This window comes from Embleya sp. NBC_00888, from assembly GCF_045207655.1.
Classification (GTDB): domain Bacteria; phylum Actinomycetota; class Actinomycetes; order Streptomycetales; family Streptomycetaceae; genus Embleya.
Map to the genome: position 1 here is coordinate 2,867,363 of NZ_CP108785.1, position 18,617 is coordinate 2,885,979.

The window sequence follows — 18,617 nt, forward strand, 5'->3', positions numbered from 1 at the left end:
ACGTCGTCTTCCCTGTCAGGTGCAGTGGACGGCTCTGACAGGCCACCGGGCAGAAACCCGGCTCCCGCAGGCGTTCGGCCGCTCTACCTGGAGAGGACGCACGATGGGTGCAGTAGTGGCGGTGGCCAGCCAGAAGGGGGGTCCCGGGAAGACGACGACGACGGTGAACCTCGCGAGCGCTCTGGCGATCAACGGCTTTCACGCCCTCGTGGTCGACCTCGAGCCGCAGGCCCAGGCCGGCGTCGCGCTCGGCGTGGTCCCGCAGCCCCAGCGTTCGGTCGGCTTCGCGCTGTACGCCCAGCTGAACGGCATGACGCCCGACGTACCGGAGATGATCTTCGACCGCAGCGAACTGCTGAAGTCGTTCGAGACCACCGGCAGCCTCAGCCTCTTCGGCTCGGTACAGAGCACCATGGTCGACGCGGAGCGCAAGATCGCCGGGATGGACTTCTCCACCACCGGCATCCTGCGGCGCATCCTGGAACCCATCCGCCGTACCCCCACGATCATCCTGATCGACACCCCGCCCAGCGTCAGCGCCCTGTCCGCCGTCGCCCTCGCCGCCGCCGACTTCGTGGTCGCGGTGTGCGAACCGCTGTACGCGACCGTCCAGGGCGCCGCGGTGATCAAGGGCCTGACGGCGGCCACCTCCGAGCGCACCCTCGGTGAGTGCGAGCCGCGCTTCCTCGGCACGGTCATCAACAAGGCCAATGCCCCGTCCCGCCGCACCAGCGAGGACGACCAGGTCGAGCAGCGGCTGGCCGACTACGGCCTCGACCCCTTCCAGACGCAGATCCGGCGGGACAGCCGGATCTCGCAGGCGTACGAGATCGGGCGCCCCGTCTGCATAGAGCAACCGAACATCGCCGCGAGCGTTGCCTACACCGAGCTGGCCATCGAACTGTTCGACCGTGTGAAGCAGGCAGCCTGATGACAGACGAGAAGCCCGCGCCCAAGTCGAGGGCCAAAGCCCGGAAGGCCCCCGCCGTTCAGTCGTCGGTCCTGGCGGCTGCGCTGCAGGACGCCATGAACGGCAGCTTCCTCAACTCGGGCACCGATTCGACGGCGGCGCTCCTCGCACAGATGGGCGGCGGCGGCGCGTCCGCCGGTACGACCTCGGGGCCGCCGTTCAAGAACGCGGCAACCGCCGTACCGGCTCCCGAACCCGAGCCGGCTCACACCCCCGAACCCGAGCCGGTACACGCCGCCGCGGCGCCCGCCGTCGAGGAGGCTCCCGCCCCGGCGGCCGCGCGCGAGGAGGCCCCGCAGGCCTCCGAGGCCACGGTTTCGCCTGCGCAGGAGCCGGTCGCGGCCGCGGCTGCCGAGCCCACCCCGACGCCCGAGCCCGAGTCCGTGGCCGCGGAGCCGACCCCGGAACCGCCGGCGGTGGCCGCCACCCCGACCCCCCGGCTCGAAGCCACGCCCGAGCCCGCTCCCACCCCGGCACCTCACCTCGAGGCGGCCCGGCCCGAGGCGGCCCGGCCCGAGCCCGAGCCCGAGCCGGTTCCCCACCCGACCGCTCACCCGACCGCCCAACCGTCACCCGAGCCGACTCCGCAGCCGGAGCCGGAGCCCGCAAGAGCCCCCGCCCCCGCCCCGGTTGCCGAAACCACCCCCCGTGCCCCGGAGCCGGTTCGGACCCCGGCTCCCCAGCCGGCGAAGGCATCCGCCCCCGCCAAGGCCCCGGCCGCCCGCGCCCCTCGGCGCAGCGCTCCCGCTCCGGCACCCGCCGCGCCGACCACGGTCGGGAACGGTGCCGGCGGGCAGTCGGCGCACGCGTCGCTGCTCGATAGCTTTCTCGACGCGCGGATAAACTCCAAGGGCTGGGAGACCTGGGGATTCCGGCTCCTGCCCGACGTCAAGGCACGCCTGGGCAAGCGGCTCACAGCCGACAAGCGCTCGTCGCAGAACCGGCGGCTGGCCCTCGGCCACTACCTCAACGCCGCGTTGCTCGAACTCCCCGACGACAACGACGAGCAGATCGAGATGATCCGCTCGTTCCTGCGTGCCAGGGGCGGTATCACCGACCCGAGCCAGTCCTCCAGCTACCGGGTCAGCCCGGCCGTGTACGAACTCGCGCGCGACCTCGACACCGAGCTCACCGCGACCGAGAAGCGGGGCCTGGTCGTGTACCTGTTCTCGGCCGCCGTCGAACTGTTCCTCGAACGACTCGACGCCGAGGGCGCCCTCGGCCGCCCCGAGATCTTCTCGCCCCAGCAGTAACCCGCCGTCGGCGGGCACGGAGGCCATCCAGTCCCCCGTGCTCGCCGACGGCGCACTCATGTGCGCCTCCACGAGCACGGGCACGCAAGCGCCGAACCCGACCGAGCCGCAGCCCACGTGCCTTCCCCGCACGATCGCCGGCCACGCCCCCTCGGCTTCCCGAACGCGGGCCCCGGCCAAAGCCCGAGCCCGAGCATCAAACTCGGGACCGCGTCGAGCCTCACTCCGCCGTCCGCATGCCCCAGCCACCGGGCCGCCACACGAACAACCCGCCCGAATAATCCCGTTCGCCCGATTCATCAGCGCCCGGAAGCTTCCTTCCCAAAGCCAAACGCCGCCCCGCGTCGCCTCGCCCGATCACCGCCAAGTCGCTGAGCGGCCCGCTGAGGCCATCACGGACCCCGTGGCCACCGAACTCCCGCCGGCTGCCCCGAAGACGCTCAGAACGCCGACTGAAGGGCTCGGAGCGCGCTTCCCGCAACCTCGGCCGCGGCCTCCCGGTCCTCACGGCACTCGGCGCAGACCCGGTCCTCCCGCAGCCCCCGAACGGCCCGGTCGCAGTCGTCGCAGGTGCCGATCGGCGCCGGAGCCGGCGCGCGTCGGGCCGTCACGACCGGTGCCTCCACTTGCCGGGACCGGTACGCGGCACGCCGCTCGGCACCGAAGCGGTCGTCCGCCGCAGCCCGCCGATCCTCGTCCTGGCGGGCGCAGTTGCGGCACGCGTACGGGTCGCCGGCCACCCCGACGCCGGGACCGGTCGCGGGCAGCCACAGGCGGCCGTCCTCGCAGTTCGGGTCGGCGCATCCACGCCGGGCCAGCCCTCGACCGTCCAGCCAGCCCATGGGGTTCCGGACGGCCCCTTCCTGGGTCCGCCAGCGGTCCGCCAGCCGGGCGAAGACCCGGTCCGCGTCGCCGACTTCGGCCACGGCCCGGTCCACCAGACCGGCGGCGAGAATCCGCTGTCCGGTGCTCATCCTGGCCACCAGCGGGCCGATTCCGGCGAACGCCCTCGCCGCCGTCGCGGAGATGGTGGTCCGGTGGTTCGACGCCGTCACGTGTCGAGTTCGACGGGGTTCCGCCGAAGGCGCTCCATGCGCAGGCGTCGTCGCGGAAGCCGATCGTGGGCTTGTCGCGGGCTCGCGCCCGTCTACTCCGCAGGACGCCCTTCGGGCGGAACCCCCTCGGGAGTTCGCGTTCACCTGTAGGTCAATCGGAGTGTCTTCCTTATACGTGACGGAGGTCCCAACCCCCTGCGCACCCGACGTCCATTGACCCTCCGCACATAGGCTCCGACCTGCCGAAATACCATTCCGGGGCGACTCGGACGGGCCCACGACACCGGTTCGCGAAGTCATCTCCGAGGGCATCGCGGAACGCGCCGCGGGAAGCATCGCGGCAGCCGCTCGCGACTCCCCCGCGGCCATGTCGCGGACGGTCTCGACCGCCCCGACCGCCCCGAGGGGCTCGGCGATCCCGCTCGCCTCGCTCGTTGCACCGAACTCCCTCGCAGGCTCTCCCCCCGTCTCTTCCGCGCTGCCGTCCGCGGAGAATTCCGCGCTCTCCGCTCGAGTGCCCTCCGCAGCCCCCTCCTCGGAAAAATCTCCGGCGAAGATGTCCACCGCCTCGACCGTCTCGGTGTCCACACCCGCGGTCGCCGCCGACTCGTGGTCGCTCGGGTGCTCGAACGGACGGAGCGGCACGAGCATGTTGCGGCCCTGCCACCCTTCGCGGCGGCCCACCTCCACCCAGCCCCAACGTTCCAGATCGGAGACCACGCCGCGGGCTGCGCGAACGCTCACCGGCTCGCCGATCCGGCGGCCGGACTGGTGCCGGAGCACATCGGCGAGCTCCGCGTAGGTCAGGTGGTGCCCCCGGGCCCGGGCATAGCAGATGACCGCGTACGCCCGTGCGTGCCGGTGTGGCACCGCGCCCAGGAGGGCCACGGGCACCATCACCCACGGCTCGCCCTTCTCCGGCGTGCGCAGCCGGCGAACGGCCGAAGTCCCGGTACCGGAGGGCTTGGTGCGGCGTACGACGGTCAGTTCCTCGCCGGCGGTGAGCTGCTTCTGCGCGGCGTACAGGGACGACGGGGCCTTGAGCGCGACCCGGCCGTCGGGCTGGGTCACCGAGCGCACGGTCAGGCCCAGGTAGCGGGCGATGGTGGTCAGGTCGGCGATGCAGCCGGGCTGGTTCGGGCCGGCCGCGAGATGGCCGACCTTGGCGGCGAAGACGAAGGCCAGGTCGCTGTACGCCTCGCCGGTCACCACACACAGCGGGACCTTGACGGAGGCACGGCGGACCGAGTCCGGCATGGTCGGATCGACGCCTCGGGCACCACCGACGCGAACGCGTGCGGCGCGCAAGGCGGCGCGGACCCGAGCCTGCATCGTGAATCCAGAGGATTCGGGCACACTTGAAGAGGGCAAGGACCTGGCTGAAGACAGCACTGGGCCTGCCTCGGGGATCGCAGGTATGATCTGCTCCTGAAGCTGGTGAAGAGAAAGAGGTGTGCCTGACCCGACCGTTCGGCGCGTGGAAGTACCGGAACGGCTGGGTCTCACTGTTCGGTTGTGTAAGCGGCCGACAGGCCTCCTTTCTCCGACGGCGCCCTTAGGGGCGCTGAGCTGCGAGCGAGTGGACTAGGGCTGGACTCCTAGGCCACTCGCTCTGCTTTTGCGGCCGAATCTGCCGCGGGCTGGTCAGGCGGCACCGTGGCGTCGTCCGACCTGCTCCTGTTCGGCGGCGAGGGCCCGCAGAGCCTGCTGGGCCCACGCGCCGAGCGTGAGGTACTGGTAGGGCGTGTTCTCTTCGACGAACCGCAGCGCGAGCGCGGCGTGTTCACTCGGTCGAACGGCCAGGTCGGCACCCGAGGGGTGCACGTAGAGGCCGGTCATCGGGTCGACATCGGCGAGATCGCCCACTCGTGAGTGTTCGATGGCCAGGTGTTCCCACAGGCGCAGGCGTTGTGGCGTGTTGCGCGCATAGTTCTCGCCCGGCCAGCTGATCCTTCGCAAAGCCTCGAAGGTGAGCAGGGGCAATACATCGCTGGGCGAGAGCACCGTCGGGTGCAGCACGTTTCGGTCCCGTGCCTCGTAGCCCACCTTGCTGGGCAGACCCGCGATGGCCGCGAGCCTCGCCACGGTCCAACGCTCCCGGGAAGTGGCCATGACCGTCCTTTCGTGTCAACGCCCGAAGCCTATCGCGATCTCCGGCAAATAACTTCCTGTCAGGAGAGTCGGCGTGTCGCGTTTCGCGATGACGTCGTCACGAGAACAGCGCAAAAGCCCAGAAAATAAGGCATTGCCGCCGTGTTCGATCTGCATGTTGGAAGATCCGCCCGCACATCCATCCCCTGTCACGCATGAATACCCAGACGCCGAGTGTGTGCTCCGTCGTCTGTTTCCTCGCGTGTTCGTTCGCGTGAGCCGGTGCTTGATCGACCGTCGGATCCACCGTTCGCGCCATTGCGCGACCGGCCGCCACACCGAGCCGACGCCCCGTTGTGAGACCCGCCGCGAGATCCACCGGCGGCTCCACCGCCCGGTCCGCTGTTCCGCCCGTTGCTCCGACCGGCCGCCCAGGACTCCGCGCGTCCGCCGAGCGAGCCGCACAGCCACCCGCACACCCGCCCATACAGCCATGCGAATTGACGAACGGGTTGGGGTATAGATGGCCATGCATCTGCATGCACATCACCACGCACATTTCCCCGGACAGACTGCCGTGCGGATTGCCGAACCGACCGCCATGCAAGTTGCAGGTCAAAGGCCATTTCCGGAGTGCTGCAAGCCGGCCGGTGGTCGTTGTGTAGCAGCGTCCACGCGACGCTTCACGCGGTGCTCTCTCGCGTTTGTCCGGCGCCTGCGCGATGCCCTCCAGGCGCCTTCCAGGCGTCTTCCTCGTGCCTCTCCGCTATGCGGGCACGGTGGATTCGCGGTGATATCGGGGCCCGTCGACTCTCGGAAACCCGCGGCGGGCGGCGGTGTGCGGCCATGAATCGCCGGCGCCGGGCCAGTCCGGGCATGAGCCGGGCTGCGTGATCGACTACCGAAATCACCGTAAACCGAAAAGAAATCTACTTTTACGGTGGATAAGGAAGTGCTCTCGGTGTCCTCGGCTTGTCTCGGCATGTCTCGATCGGGCGGTCCCGGGTGCGGGCGCGATGCGACGGCAGGCACTCCGAGTGCGCAGGACAGCGCGCTCCGTAGCGGCTTTGGCGACCCCGTCGTCAATCCGTGGGGCGACGAGTGCGATGCTCTGAGCAACGGCCGCACACGTGGTTGTCGACGATCGGAGTGCGCATGGCGACTGATGAAGCCGGCCCCCGGCTGGTGTTGTGGGACATCGACCACACGCTGATCGACGGCGGAACGGTGTCGAGGCGGGCCTACGCGGCGGCGTTTCGCCAGATTTCCGGGCGTGCGCTGGACCAGCCCTGGCAGTTCGACGGGCGTACCGAGTTGGCCGCGGCGAGCGAGGTGCTACGTGCGCACGGGATGCCGCCGGAGGGCGGCATGCTCGATGCCTTCCTGGACCTGATCGTTGCCGAACTCCGGCTACGTGAAGCCGAGTTGGCTGCGGAGGGGCGTGTCCTGGCAGGTGCGGCGGAGGTACTGATCGCGCTCGGCAAGATGCCCCGCGTACACCAGTCGGTGCTTACCGGCAACCTCTACTCGCTCGCCGTGTTGAAGATGACGGTCTTCGGCCTCGCCGACCACGTGGACTTCCGGCTCGGCGCGTACGGCGACGACGCCTACGAGCGGACCGACCTGCCGGCGCGGGCGTTCGCACGTATGGAGGAGCACCTGGGTCTGCGGCACGTCGGTGCGGACACCGTGATAGTCGGGGACACCGTGCGCGATGTCGCCACGGCCCGGGCGGCCGGCGCGTGGTGCGTGGCGGTGGCGACCGGTGGGACGAGCATGGCCGCGTTGGCGGAGGCGGGCGCCGACGTCGTGCTCGCGGACCTGGCCGACACGGACGCGGTGTTGAACGCGCTGATGGGCCGCGCGGCGTGAGTCCGGGCGAGTCGTCGGGGCCGGCAGGCTGATCAGGTGCCGCGCATCGGCATCAGCAGGTAGCGATAGTCCGGGGGCTCCGAGGCGCTCGGGGTGTCGGCATCGTGATTCGGGCTGCCGGCGTGCTTGTTCGGCTCGACGGGTGTGTTCGGGGTGTTCGGATCATCGGACCCGTTCGTCCGCTCCGGCTCGTCCGCGTGGGTGTCGTCTGTCAGGACGGTGGGCTTCGTGGGCGCGCTGAACATCAGCCGAGCGGTCGGTGTACGGAGCGCGGCCAAGCCGTCCAGGAGGTGGGTCGGATTGAACGCGACCCTGGTCGGCTCGCCCGTCATCGTGACCGGCACCGTCGCGCGCGCTTCGGCCTGGTCGGTCGTACCGGCCTCGATCCGGAGCGAGTCCCGTGCGAACGACAGCCGGACCGGGGCGTTGCGGGTGATCACCAGGGACACCCGCCGCACGGCCTCGATCAGTGCCGCGGCGTCGATCGTCGCGACGGCGGTGGTCTCGTTGTCGAACAGCCAGTCGTAGCGCGGGAACTCGTGGTCGAGCAGTCGGGTGGTCGCGTGTCGCCCACCCCCGGCCAGGCCGAGCAGGCCGCGGCGACCGGGTTCCGGACCGAGTGCGAGCCGGAAGTCCTCGCCGGCTCCCGGGTGCTTGGTGAGATCGGCGAGTACCCGTGCCGGCACCAGGGCGGTTCGTGCCGGATCCTCGGTCGCCGGGTGCCACGGCAGCCGTCGCACCGCCAGCCGATAACGATCGGTCGCGGCCAGGATCAGTGCGTCGTGGGCCAGGTGCAGCCGGATCGCGGTGAGTACGGGCAGGCTCTCGTCCCGGGCCGCGGCGATCGCGACCTGCGCGACGGCCTCGGCGAATCCGGCCGCGCTCACTGTCCCCGCGGTCTCCGGCAGCAGCGGCGTGGCCGGATAGTCGGCGAGAGCCGGCAGCGGCAGCGCGAAATACGAACCGGCGCAGGTCAACCGGGCCCGCGCCGGGTCCACGCTCAGCTCCACCGGGTGGTCGCGGGGGAGGGCGCGCGCGATGTCGGCGAGCAACCGACCGGGCACCAGGATCTCCCCGGGCCGGCCGACCTCGGCCGAGACCTCGATGCCGGCCGACACCTCGTAGTCGTACGCGGAGATCGTCAGGGTGCCGTCGGCCGCCGTGAGCCGGAACGAGGCGAGAGCGGGAATGACCGGTCGCGCGGGCAGCGCGCGCACGGCCCAGCCGATGCCCTCGACGAGGCGGTCGCGGGGTATCCGTACCTTCACAGGGGCCCTTTCCGAGAACTCGACGAGGAGAGTGGTCGCTTGTTGATCGAATCCTTGTTCGATTGCCGGGAAAGCGACACTAACGGAGGGCTCGGACACAGAGCGGTGTCCCGTCGCGGCGAAGGCCGACCGCAGGGAAGGTCGATCGCAGCGAGGTTGATCGGTGGGGAAGGTCGATGGCGGGGGAGCCGATCGCAGCGCGGGTCGAGCAGTCTCGCCGAGGTGGGAGCGGCGTCGGTTCGGCCGAGGCGAACTTCGATGGGCGGTGACTGCGGGCCGGGCGCGGGCGCGGATGGCGTACGGCGGCGTGCCGGCGAGTGTGCCGCAGGGCTGGGCGGACGGGCGGTCGCCCGATGAAGCGGTGTCCCTATATATAGGCGCGTTCCAGCCATGAGCGCGTCCTATATATAGAGGTGTCTTCCTCCGCTTCGTAGGTGCCGTCTTCCGCGCGGCTTCGGGCGGACCGGTCGGTGACCGTTGCTCCGCCCGAAGCCGCCGTGCGGTGTCGGCTCGGCTTCGGTGGGGTCTATCGCGTCGAGTAGTACACGTATGCGGCCACTCCGCCGAGGGCGACCAGGTTGAAGAGTTTGGCCTATATTCGCCCGGCACGCGTGAGTGGCACCTGTGGGGGTGCGTACGCCGGGCCGCCGCCGTCCGCGAATCCCCCGGACCCGCCGCATGTCGGGCAGGGCACCATCGCCTGCATCCGCCCGGATCCGCCGCAGCCCGAGCAGGACCAATTGCTGTCCGAGCCCATTCCGTTCTGGCCGGACCCCCCACAGCCATTGCATATCGTGTCCATCGGGACATAGCGCTGCCCGGAACAGCCCCCGCAGTACGTCACCCTGTGCCTCCCCACGATGATCCCCCACACCTGAGACCAGAGCCTGCATGAGGACTGTCCACGGGTCAACGAACGGGGAAGCGGGAGGTGGGTGAACCGGGAGGACATGTGGGGTGCCGCCGGCACGGCATGCCGTTTCCCGGCCGGTTGCCGGTTGCCGGTTGCCGGTTGTCGGTCTTCGTGTGTCGTTGCCGGCACGCCCGGGTGTACCCGGTCGTGCCGGCTCGTGCTCGATCTGTCAGGGCGTGGTCGCCAGGCGGGCGGCGGAGTTGTGGGCGTCCGCGAGGGCGGTCGACAGGTGCGGGTGGGTGAGTCGGCCCGCGCGCTTGACGGTGCGGCCCGCGACCAGGACGGTGTCGACGTTGCCCGGGTGGGCGGACGCCACCACCGCCCCGGCGATGTCGTGCGTGGCGCCGACCAGGTTGACCGCGTCCGCGCGGAGCAGGATCACGTCGGCCTGCTTGCCCACGGCCAGCGATCCGATTCGATCGGCCAGGCCCAGTGCGGCGGCCCCTCCGATGGTCGCCAGGCGCAGCATGTCCGCTGCGAACAGCCTGGACCCTTCCGCGAGTTGGCTGGTCAGCAGGGTCGCGCGAAGGAGCGAGAACATGTCGCCCGGGCCGCTGGTGACCACGTCGACCCCGAGCCCGGTGACCAGTCCCACGGCGCGTGAGCGGTTGATCATCGGTGCGCCGTGCCCCATCTGGGCCTCGATGTGCGGCGCGATCGACAGCGCGCCGCCGGAGTCGGCGATCATCGCGAGTTCGTCGTCGGGCAGCGAGTTGCCGTGGATGTACAGCGTGCGTGCGTTCAGCAGGCCGCGGTCGCGCAGGGCCTCGATGGGACGTTGGGCGACCGGACCGCTGCCGACGTGTACGGCCAGCGGGATGTCCAACTCCGCGGCCAGGCGCCAGTCCTCCTCGACGACGTCGATCGGTGTGTACGACGGCCCGCCGGGGGCGAGCGCGAGAGTGACCAACTCGTCGTCCCCGGCGAACAGTCGCTCGCGCAGGTCGCGGACGAGGCGCGGGTCGCGGGCGGCGGGGTCGAACGGCGGGTGGCCGTAGCCGAAGACGGCCCGGATGCCGGCCGCGCGCAGTCCGCTCACCGCCGCGTCGCCGTGTTCGGCGCGGTGTTGCACGTGCGAGAAGTCCTGCACCGTGGTGATGCCGGAGTCCAGGCACTCGAGTGCGCCGACGAGGTTGCCGGTGTACACGTCCTCGGGACGCATCGCGGGGGAGAGCCGGCCGAGGACCAGACCGAGGTAGTCGCCGAGATCGCTGTCCACGGCCACCGCCCGCAGTACCGACTGCCAGACGTGGCGATGGGTGTCGACGAATCCGGGCAGCACGATTCGCTCGCGGGCGTCGACGACCTCGGCTCCCTCGGCGGACAGCCCGGAGCCGACGGCGACGATCGTGCCGTGCTCGATCAGGACGTCGGTGTTCGGCCGGGCGGTGACATGCGGGTCGGTGTCGACGACGGTTCCGCCGCGCAGGAGCAACCGGTCGGGGGAGTGGGTGTGGGTGGCAGGGGTGGTCACGGGTGTCTCCGGAGGGGTGTGTCGAGGTGTGTGAGGGTCGGAGTCGAGCACAAGAAGCTCACTTGAAAGCTTTTCTGAAAGCTATCAGGTGGTTGTAATACGCTGTCAAGATGACTGCCCCCCAGGACCGTGCGAGCGCCCTCATCAGCGCGTGGCAGACCGAACTGCCCGACGTGCTGGACGCGACGACGGAACTGAGCAAGCGGATCATGCTGCTCGCGGCCGACCTGGACGAGGCGACCCGACGCGAGCTACCCGAATTCGGGCTCACCCCGGCCCAGTTCGGCGTACTGGTCGCGCTGCGTCGGGCCGGTGCGCCCTATCGGCTCAAGCCGACCGAACTCAGCCGCGCGCTGCTGCTCTCCTCGGGCGGTACCAGCAACGTCACCAACCATCTGGTCGCCGAGGGTCTCGCCGAGCGTCTCCCGGATCAGGGCGACGGGCGGGGCACGCTGATCAGCCTGACGCCGCGTGGCGTACAGGTCGCCGAGGACGCTGTCCGTGCCAACGCCGCCGCGCACGCCGAGGTCTGGCGCGGCGCACCGGCGGCGGCGATCGAGGCGGCGACGCTGGCCCTGCGCGAGATCGCCGCCGCGACCGAGATGCCCCGATCACGGGGACGGGCACGCGACAACGTCTGACCGCGCGACCGCGTGGCCGCGTGGCCGCGTGGCCGCGTGGCCGCGTGTGCGGACGCCTGATGCGAGCTGCGGCCTCTCGGTTGCCATGGGAGTTGCCTGTGTCGGCGCCGAATGCCCGTCTGCCTGGGACGGCTTCGCGGGAGGAGAGGAGTCCCGGCTCGGTCAGAACGGGGCCGGCGGGTTCCGGGGGCGGGGCGGGGGTTGGTGGGGGACCGGGGGCGGCTCGTGGCTTCCGGGCGTCCGACCGGCATCGGGCTGCGTCGGGTGCGTCGGGTGCGTCGGGTGGGTTGGCTGGGCCGGGTGTGTCGGGTACGCCGAGGGCGCCGGCGGCATCGAAGGCGTGCCTGGCATGCCCGGCATCCCCGCGACGGGGTGCGCGGGGTGCACCGCCTGCATCGGATACGCCGCGTACATGGGATGCATCGCGTACATGGGGTGCATCGTCGCCGGGGTGACGAAGGCACGCTCGTACTCGGACTGGAATGCGGTGATCCGGGCCACGACCGCGATGGCGAGGCCGGCCGCCGCGATCAGGAGGAGAAAGGCCCAGCCGGCGGCGGTGTCGGCGGTGCGGTACGACTCGTGGTACTCCCGCCAGGAATCGGTACCGGAAAAGTCGTCGCCACCATCGCTCTCACGCCCGAAGACACCGAAGAGCATCACGAAGTTCGCCGCCACATAGGTCAACCACCAAGCCGACAGGAGGGGATGCCGGCCCGGGGTGAAGCCGCCTCGCATCGGGGCGCGCGGGTCGCTGGCCTTCCAGATGTCGTGCGCGATCAGCGGCGGGAAGAACAGGTTGACCACCGGGCAGAACCAGCCGCCGATCGCCCAACCGCTGGAAAAATGTTGGACCGACGGCGGGAAGAGCTCGACGTTACGGCGTGCGCGGTGGAACCAGATGACGAACATGACCATGACCGCGACGATGGCCAGACTCGCCAAGCCCCACCACACGCCGATGGAGCGGTTCGCCGCGTCGGGGTCGGCGGACACCCACCCGCCACGCAGGGTCTCGTCGACCAGGTTGGCGCGGTGGAACAGTGCGATCGCCGCGAGCAGGGACAGGACGGCGGTGACGCCGAGCAGGATGTAGAGCGCGAGGGCGGGTCCGCGCAGGGAGCGGAAGACCGGGGCGTACCAACCCGGCGGCGGCGTCGCGGCGGGACCGAACCGGGCGAAGCGCTGGTCCAGGGGCGTCGAGTCGGATGCCGGGGCGGCGGGCGGGGCGTATTCCTGGTGACCGCAGTTGGTACAGCGGTCCGGCAGCGTCGAGTGGGCGCCGCAGGATGGGCAGAGCACGAGTTCGGATCCCCCGTCGATGGTCGGTGCCGGCCATGCGCACCGGTGGGAAAGGTCGCGGTGGGCGGTCCGCCCTCTGTACCCCACATGGTGTAACCGGCATCATGCCGTGTGTATCCCCCATGCGTCACGGGTGAGTCGGCGATGAATACGCACGGTGATGAGGCCCATCCCTGATCCTGACCCTGACCCTGACCTCCTGATCCCTGAGCGCGGCAACCACCCCGAGGCCGCCGTGGGGGCACATCGACGACGTCGTGTCGCACCGAAGACCGAGTCCCCTGGATCACGAAGGTTCGAGAGGGGCGCGAGGAGGAGTTGGTGTCATTGCCCACCTCGAATGACCAGGACCCCGCGCACGCATGGTGTATTCCGGAGCGCGAGTACGAGCGGCACGAGAGGCGGCGAGGGCGGCGTTGGGCGTATCCCCATCTCGATCCGCACCGTACGGCGTTGGTGGTGATCGACATGGTGCCGTTCTTCACCGAAGCCAATCCCTACGCCCGCGGCATCGTGTCCCGCATCCGGCACCTGGCCGCCCACATGCGCGGCGCGGGCGGCACCGTTGCGTGGGTCCTCCCCGAGCCCACACCGAACATCGAGGCGGCTCGGGAGTTCTACGGCTCGACCGTCGCCGCCCTATACCTGGCCAGTGGCGGGACCGGGCCGGTGGAACAGCGCCTCAGCCCCGGACTGACACCGGTGGCCGGCGACCTGTTCACGGCAAAGACCGCGCACAGCGCCTTCTTTCCGGGCCGGTGCGCATTGCCCGACCTTCTGGAAGCGAGAGGGATCACCACCATCCTGATCACGGGCACCACGACCGACGTGTGCTGCGAGTCCAGTGCCCGGGACGCCTTCACCCTCGGTTACCGCGTCATCGTCGTCGCCGACGCAACGGCCACGGGCACCGACCACGCCCACAACGCGAGCCTGCGCACCGTGTACCGCTCCCTCGGTGACGTGCGCACCACGCGGGACCTCATCGCACTGCTCACCGTCGGGTCGAGTGCCGAAGCCGTCGACGACGACCGCTGTCGTCGCTGAACGGGCGCGTACGGTCCGACGGGCCGAACCACCGGTCGACCCGAGCACCCCACCCCCGACCATCCGACCGAGGGATGTCGGTGGGTTCGAAGTCGTGTGGGTGATCGGCGAGTTCCGGTCGGCGTTCGTGGGGTGTGGCGGTGCGCCGGCGGGCGCGTGTCCGTACGGGGCGGGGAATGCGAAAGGCAAGGAGCGTACCCACTCCTTGCCACTCTCAACTTATAGCGCACCGGGGGGCTTGCGGCAAGACCCCCGTCGAGCCGCAGAATGATCGACCTCAGCTCGACAACCTGCGGAAATGAGCGTTTTGATGATCGACGTGATCGTGGTGGGCGGCGGACCGACCGGCTTGATGCTGGCCGGCGAGTTGCGGCTGGCCGGAGTCCACGTGGTCGTGCTGGAGAAGTTGACCGAGCCGACCGGGGAATCCCGCGGGCAGGGCCTGCACACGCGCAGCGTCGAGATGATGGACCAGCGCGGTCTGCTGGACCGGTTCCTTGCGGTGAGTGAGAAGTTCCAGGCCGGTGGTCTCTTCGGCGGCATCATGAAGCCGTGGCCGGAGCGGTTGGACACGGCGCACCCGTACGGGCTCGCCACGCCGCAGCCGCTGACCGAGCGGGTGCTCGACGAGTGGGCCCGCGAACTCGGTGCCGAGATCCGGCGCGGCTGCGAAGTGGTCGGGCTGAGCCAGGACGAGAACGAGGTGAGCGTCGAACTGGCGGACGGTACGCACCTGCGCTCGCGCTACCTCGTCGGGTGCGACGGCGCCCGCAGTGCGGTGCGCAAGGGGATCGGCGTCGGCTTCCCCGGGGAGCCCGCCAAGGTCGAGACGATGCTGGGCGTCATGGCGGTGACCGAGGATCCGGCGACGATCACCGCTGTCGTCGCGGAGGTCCACAAGACCCAACTGCGGTTCGGCCTGATGCCTCTCCGGGACGAGAACCAGGGGCTGTACCGCATCGTCGTGCCCGCCGACGGCGTGGCGGAGGATCGTTCGACCCCGCCGACCCTCGAGGAGTTCAAGCAGCGGTTGCGGGCCGTCGCGGGCACCGACTTCGGCGCGCACTCGCCGCGCTGGTTGTCCCGGTTCGGCGACGCCACCCGGCAGGCCGAGCGCTACCGGGTCGGCCGGGTGCTGCTGGCCGGCGACGCGGCGCACATCCACCCGCCGACCGGTGGGCAGGGGCTCAACCTCGGCGTGCAGGACGCGTTCAACCTCGGCTGGAAGTTGGGCGCCGCGGTCGACGGTTGGGCACCGGAAGGGCTGCTGGACAGCTATCACGCCGAACGGCACCCGGTGGGCGCCGCCGTGTTGGAGAACACGCGGGCGCAGATCACCCTGCTGGGGACCGATCCGGGAGCGACCGCGCTGCGGGAGCTGTTCTCGAAGCTGATGGACTTCGAGGAGGTGAACCGGTACGTCACCGAGATCATCTCCGCGGTCGGGATCCGCTACGACTTCGGCGACGACCAGGGCCATGAACTGCTCGGTCGGCGGATGCGGGACGTGCCGCTGAAGGAGGGGCGTCTGTACGAGCGCATGCACGGCGGCCGCGGACTGCTGCTCGACCGGACCGGCCGGCTCTCGGTGACGGGCTGGGCGGATCGTGTCGAGCACGTCGCCGATCTCGGCGAGGAACCGGACGCGCCCGCGGTGCTGTTGCGGCCGGACGGCCACGTGGTGTGGGTGGGTGAGGATCAGCCGGAACTGGAAAGCCGGCTGTCCCAGTGGTTCGGCGTCGCGGCCGGCTGACGGGCGGGTGCGCCGGAGCGCTCGTGGTTCGCGTCAGGTGCCGTGACGGCCCAGTTCCCGTTGCGCGACGGTGTGGAACGGGTGGGGTGGGCGGCCGGTGAGGCGTTGCACGGTGTCGGTGGTGCGGTCCTCGGCGCCCGTGGCGATGGCGTGGTCCATGTCGGCGAGCATCGCGGCGAATTCGGCGGGGATGTCGGTGGCCAGGCGGTCGTACATCTGCTCGCGGGTCAGTCGTTGATGGGTGATGGTGCTGCCGGTGACCCGGGTGAGGACGGCGGCGATGTCGTCGTAACCCAGTGCCTGGGGACCGGTGAGGATCAGTTCGGCGTTCGGAGCCTGTGCGTCGGTGAGCGCGTGTACGGCGACGGCGGCGATGTCGTCGGCGTCGACGAATCCGACGAGGCCGTCACCGGTGGCCGTGCGGATGGCTCCGTGCGTTCGGATGGTCTGCGCGTGGGCGTGGTCGCCGGTGAAGTTCTGCATGAACCACGAGGGACGTAGCACCGCCCACTCGGGGACCAGGTCGGGCAGGGCCTCCTGGACACGGCCCACGGCGGGACCACCGGCGGGGATCGCCGACGAACCGAGCAGCACCGCGCGCCGGATCCCCGAGGCGCGGGCCCGGCGGAGGAAGGGCACCATGACGGCCGCCGGGTCCGGGGAGCCGAGCGGCGGGATGAGGTAGATCCGGTCCACGCCTTCGAGGGCGCCTTCGAAGGCGGTGGGGTCGTCCCAGTCGAACCGCACGGAATGGGCTCCGTGCGCCGGACGGGCGCGCCGACTCGCGGCCTTGACGGGGTGTCCCGCGGCGAGGAGCCCGGCGGCGATGCGGCTGCCGGTGGTGCCGGTGGCTCCGATGACCAGGGTGAACTCCCGGGTCTCGTCCGCGAGTCGGGCTTCGCTCGCGAGTCGGTTCTCGTTCGCGAGTCGAGACTCGGGCACGCGTCGGATCTCGTTCCCGAGTCGGCTCTCCTGTGCGGGTCGGATCTCGTTCACGCGCTGCTCCCGGCGAAGTCGACGGCGGCGTCCTGGAGGGCGAGCGGGTTCCAGTAGTCGCGGTAGCGGGTGATCAGGCCGTCCTCGACGGTGACCACGGCGATGTAGGACATGTCGAAGGGGCTGCCGGTGGCCACCAGTCGGCCCACGCCGCGCATCTCGACCACGATGGTCTCCGGCGCGGTGGTCTGGTGTATCTCGACGTACGGGAAGTCGTGCAGGTTGATGTGGTCGGGGTAGTGGCGCATGTATTCGGCGACGGCCGTCTTGCCCACCAGCCGTTGGGGCCGGTCGGCCGGCGCGAACGGGAACTCGAAGATGCCGTTCTCGTCCCACAGGTCGACCCACGCGGGGATGTCCTTGTCCAGCAGGAGTCGCAGACCATGGCGATACAGGTCCGCGGGCGTGGTGTTCGCGCTCATGGGTGTCTCCATCCCGTACGATACGGACCCGGGGTCCGTTTCACGATTCGACAATACGGACCCGGGGTCCGCTTTACAAGCGGGGGCTGCCCGAGGAAATACGGAGGCGCGTCATGGACGACGAAGGCGAAGGAAGCGCATGACCGAACGCAAGCCACGCGCGGACGCCACTCGCAATCGCGAGGCCGTTCTGGCGGCTGCCGATTCGCTCTTCGCCCATTGCGAGCGCCCGGAGACGGTCACCATGGCCGACATCGCCGCGGCGGCAGGCGTCGGCAAGGCGACGCTCTTCCGCGGCTTCGGCGACCGCACCGGCCTGATTCAAGCGCTGTACGCGATGCGCCTGGCGCCGATCGAGCTCGCCGTCGAATCCGGTCCACCGCCCTTGGGACCCGACACGCCGCCGCTTCGGCGGGTACCGGCGCTGCTCGACGCCGTCCTGTGCTTCAAGCTGGACCATCGCCACCTCGCCTTGGCGCTGGAGGGGACCGGCGGCGACAGCCCCTACGAGGCGGCACACTACGACCGCTGGCACCGCGCGCTCCGGGCCGCGTTGGAGCGGATCCCCGGATTCGGCGACGGCGAATTCGCGGCGCACGCCCTGCTCGCCGCCGCGCGCGCCGACCTCGTGGAACACCTCGTCGGCGGCGAGCGGATGACGCGGGAGCAGATGCGGGCGGACCTGGCACGGTTCACGGCCAGGGTGTTGGGAGCGAGCGCGGTGGACGGGGATTAGTGCCGGGCGCCGCGACGGGGCAAAAGTTGCCGCGCCCGGCACGGGCCGCGACCCGACCGGGAGCAGGCTTCGAACCGGCTCCGGATCGGGCTTCGATCCGTCGTACGCGGCGCGCCCGCCGACCGACCGGCAGCCGGGCAGGTCAGCGGGGGGTGCGCGCGATGCGGAAGCCCACGTCGTCGACCTTGAAGGTCGGGTGGCTGCGGCGGCGGGCGGAGGCTCGGCAACTCCAGTGTTCGTCGAACCAACCGCCGCCGCGCAGCACCCGGTAGGAGCCGTACACCTCGGCGTCGTAGACGTCCCAGCACCAGTCCCAGACGTTGCCGAGCATGTCGTACAGGCCCCAGGGGTTGGGCTGTTTGCCGCCCACGTCGTGGACGCGCTCGCCCGAGTTCGCGCGGTACCAGGCGACTTCGTCCAAGGGGCCGTAGTGCGGTCCCGTCGTGCCGGCCCGGCAGGCGTACTCCCACTCGGCCTCGGTCGGCAGCCGGTACCCGTCGGCGGCGGCGTCCCACTCGATGACCTCGTCGTCCGTGTCGACGCGGTACGCCGGCGTGAACCCGTCGCGCCGGGACAGGGCGTTGCAGAACCGCACCGCGTCCCACCAGGAGACACTCTCCACCGGCAGCCGATTTCCCTGCGGGCCGCTCGGTTCCAGGCCGGTGACCTGCGCGTACAGCGCCCGGGTGACCGGGAACGCGGCGAGCCGGTACGGAGCCAGCTCGACCGACCAACTGCGTTGCGTCCGGCGGTCGGTCAGGGTCACCCGCCCCGGCGGGATGTCGATCATCGGGTCCGTCGTACCGGCGTTCATCGGGTGTTGA

At 70.6% G+C, this 18,617-nt stretch carries 16 protein-coding genes; 7 read left to right on the plus strand and 9 right to left on the minus strand.

What is annotated here, in order from left to right:
• Positions 1-103 precede the first annotated feature (103 nt).
• Together OG948_RS46915 and OG948_RS46920 are read left to right on the plus strand one after the other, a co-directional pair.
• Positions 104-931 (plus strand): ParA family protein, encoded by an 828-nt coding sequence (locus OG948_RS46915; protein WP_078980120.1) that lies wholly within the window; start codon positions 104-106, stop codon positions 929-931.
• Complete coding sequence (locus OG948_RS46920; protein WP_331771144.1) at positions 931-2,223, plus strand: hypothetical protein; 1,293 nt, start codon at positions 931-933, stop codon at positions 2,221-2,223. The genes OG948_RS46915 and OG948_RS46920 overlap by 1 nt, the downstream gene beginning before the upstream one ends.
• Before the next feature lie 440 nt (positions 2,224-2,663).
• On the opposite strand, the gene OG948_RS46925 is transcribed toward OG948_RS46920, so the two are convergent.
• The 3 genes from OG948_RS46925 to OG948_RS46935 all read right to left on the minus strand — a co-directional run bounded on the left by OG948_RS46925 (position 2,664) and on the right by OG948_RS46935 (position 5,546).
• On the minus strand, positions 2,664-4,535 hold the full coding sequence (locus OG948_RS46925; RefSeq protein WP_406300656.1) for a hypothetical protein: 1,872 nt from the start codon (positions 4,533-4,535) through the stop codon (positions 2,664-2,666).
• A gap of 387 nt (positions 4,536-4,922) precedes the next feature.
• Complete coding sequence (locus OG948_RS46930; protein ID WP_020554288.1) at positions 4,923-5,390, minus strand: hypothetical protein; 468 nt, start codon at positions 5,388-5,390, stop codon at positions 4,923-4,925.
• A 15-nt stretch (positions 5,391-5,405) separates the two neighbouring features.
• Positions 5,406-5,546 carry a hypothetical protein gene (locus OG948_RS46935; protein WP_331771146.1) on the minus strand — a complete coding sequence of 47 codons (141 nt, stop codon included), beginning with the start codon at positions 5,544-5,546 and terminating at the stop codon, positions 5,406-5,408.
• 978 nt (positions 5,547-6,524) lie between these two features.
• Here OG948_RS46935 and OG948_RS46940 point away from each other — a divergent pair.
• On the plus strand, positions 6,525-7,241 hold the full coding sequence (locus OG948_RS46940; RefSeq protein ID WP_331771147.1) for an HAD family hydrolase: 717 nt from the start codon (positions 6,525-6,527) through the stop codon (positions 7,239-7,241).
• A gap of 32 nt (positions 7,242-7,273) precedes the next feature.
• Here the strand turns inward: OG948_RS46940 and dnaN are convergent, their stop codons facing one another.
• Both dnaN and OG948_RS46950 read right to left on the minus strand, forming a co-directional pair.
• Positions 7,274-8,509 carry a DNA polymerase III subunit beta gene (dnaN, locus tag OG948_RS46945; protein ID WP_331771148.1) on the minus strand — a complete coding sequence of 412 codons (1,236 nt, stop codon included), beginning with the start codon at positions 8,507-8,509 and terminating at the stop codon, positions 7,274-7,276.
• Positions 8,510-9,591: 1,082 nt separating this feature from the next.
• Entirely contained in the window at positions 9,592-10,896 is a 1,305-nt protein-coding gene (locus tag OG948_RS46950; RefSeq protein ID WP_331771149.1) for an amidohydrolase family protein, read from the minus strand.
• Between the two features lie 110 nt (positions 10,897-11,006).
• Between OG948_RS46950 and OG948_RS46955 the strand changes: the two genes are divergently transcribed.
• Positions 11,007-11,537, plus strand: coding sequence for a MarR family transcriptional regulator (locus tag OG948_RS46955; protein WP_331771150.1), 531 nt, complete (start codon positions 11,007-11,009; stop codon positions 11,535-11,537).
• Positions 11,538-11,699: 162 nt separating this feature from the next.
• Here the strand turns inward: OG948_RS46955 and OG948_RS46960 are convergent, their stop codons facing one another.
• A complete protein-coding gene (locus tag OG948_RS46960; RefSeq protein WP_331771151.1) occupies positions 11,700-12,839 on the minus strand; it encodes a DUF4328 domain-containing protein in 1,140 nt (379 codons plus the stop codon).
• Between the two features lie 321 nt (positions 12,840-13,160).
• Here OG948_RS46960 and OG948_RS46965 point away from each other — a divergent pair, with 321 nt between their 5' ends.
• Together OG948_RS46965 and rox are read left to right on the plus strand one after the other, a co-directional pair.
• Complete coding sequence (locus OG948_RS46965; RefSeq protein ID WP_331771152.1) at positions 13,161-13,886, plus strand: cysteine hydrolase; 726 nt, start codon at positions 13,161-13,163, stop codon at positions 13,884-13,886.
• Positions 13,887-14,196: 310 nt separating this feature from the next.
• Positions 14,197-15,639: a rifampin monooxygenase gene (rox, locus tag OG948_RS46970; protein WP_331771153.1), complete on the plus strand. Its 1,443-nt coding sequence runs from the start codon at positions 14,197-14,199 to the stop codon at positions 15,637-15,639.
• A gap of 33 nt (positions 15,640-15,672) precedes the next feature.
• Here the strand turns inward: rox and OG948_RS46975 are convergent, their stop codons facing one another.
• Together OG948_RS46975 and OG948_RS46980 are read right to left on the minus strand one after the other, a co-directional pair.
• Positions 15,673-16,503, minus strand: coding sequence for an NAD(P)H-binding protein (locus OG948_RS46975; RefSeq protein ID WP_331773530.1), 831 nt, complete (start codon positions 16,501-16,503; stop codon positions 15,673-15,675).
• A gap of 128 nt (positions 16,504-16,631) precedes the next feature.
• Positions 16,632-17,057, minus strand: coding sequence for a nuclear transport factor 2 family protein (locus OG948_RS46980; RefSeq protein ID WP_331771154.1), 426 nt, complete (start codon positions 17,055-17,057; stop codon positions 16,632-16,634).
• Positions 17,058-17,196: 139 nt separating this feature from the next.
• On the opposite strand from OG948_RS46980, the gene OG948_RS46985 reads away from it, so the two are divergent.
• Positions 17,197-17,793, plus strand: a complete 597-nt coding sequence (locus OG948_RS46985; protein WP_331771155.1) for a helix-turn-helix domain-containing protein — start codon at positions 17,197-17,199, stop codon at positions 17,791-17,793.
• A 142-nt stretch (positions 17,794-17,935) separates the two neighbouring features.
• On the opposite strand, the gene OG948_RS46990 is transcribed toward OG948_RS46985, so the two are convergent.
• Positions 17,936-18,607 carry an SUMF1/EgtB/PvdO family nonheme iron enzyme gene (locus OG948_RS46990; RefSeq protein WP_331771156.1) on the minus strand — a complete coding sequence of 224 codons (672 nt, stop codon included), beginning with the start codon at positions 18,605-18,607 and terminating at the stop codon, positions 17,936-17,938.
• Positions 18,608-18,617: the final 10 nt, after the last annotated feature.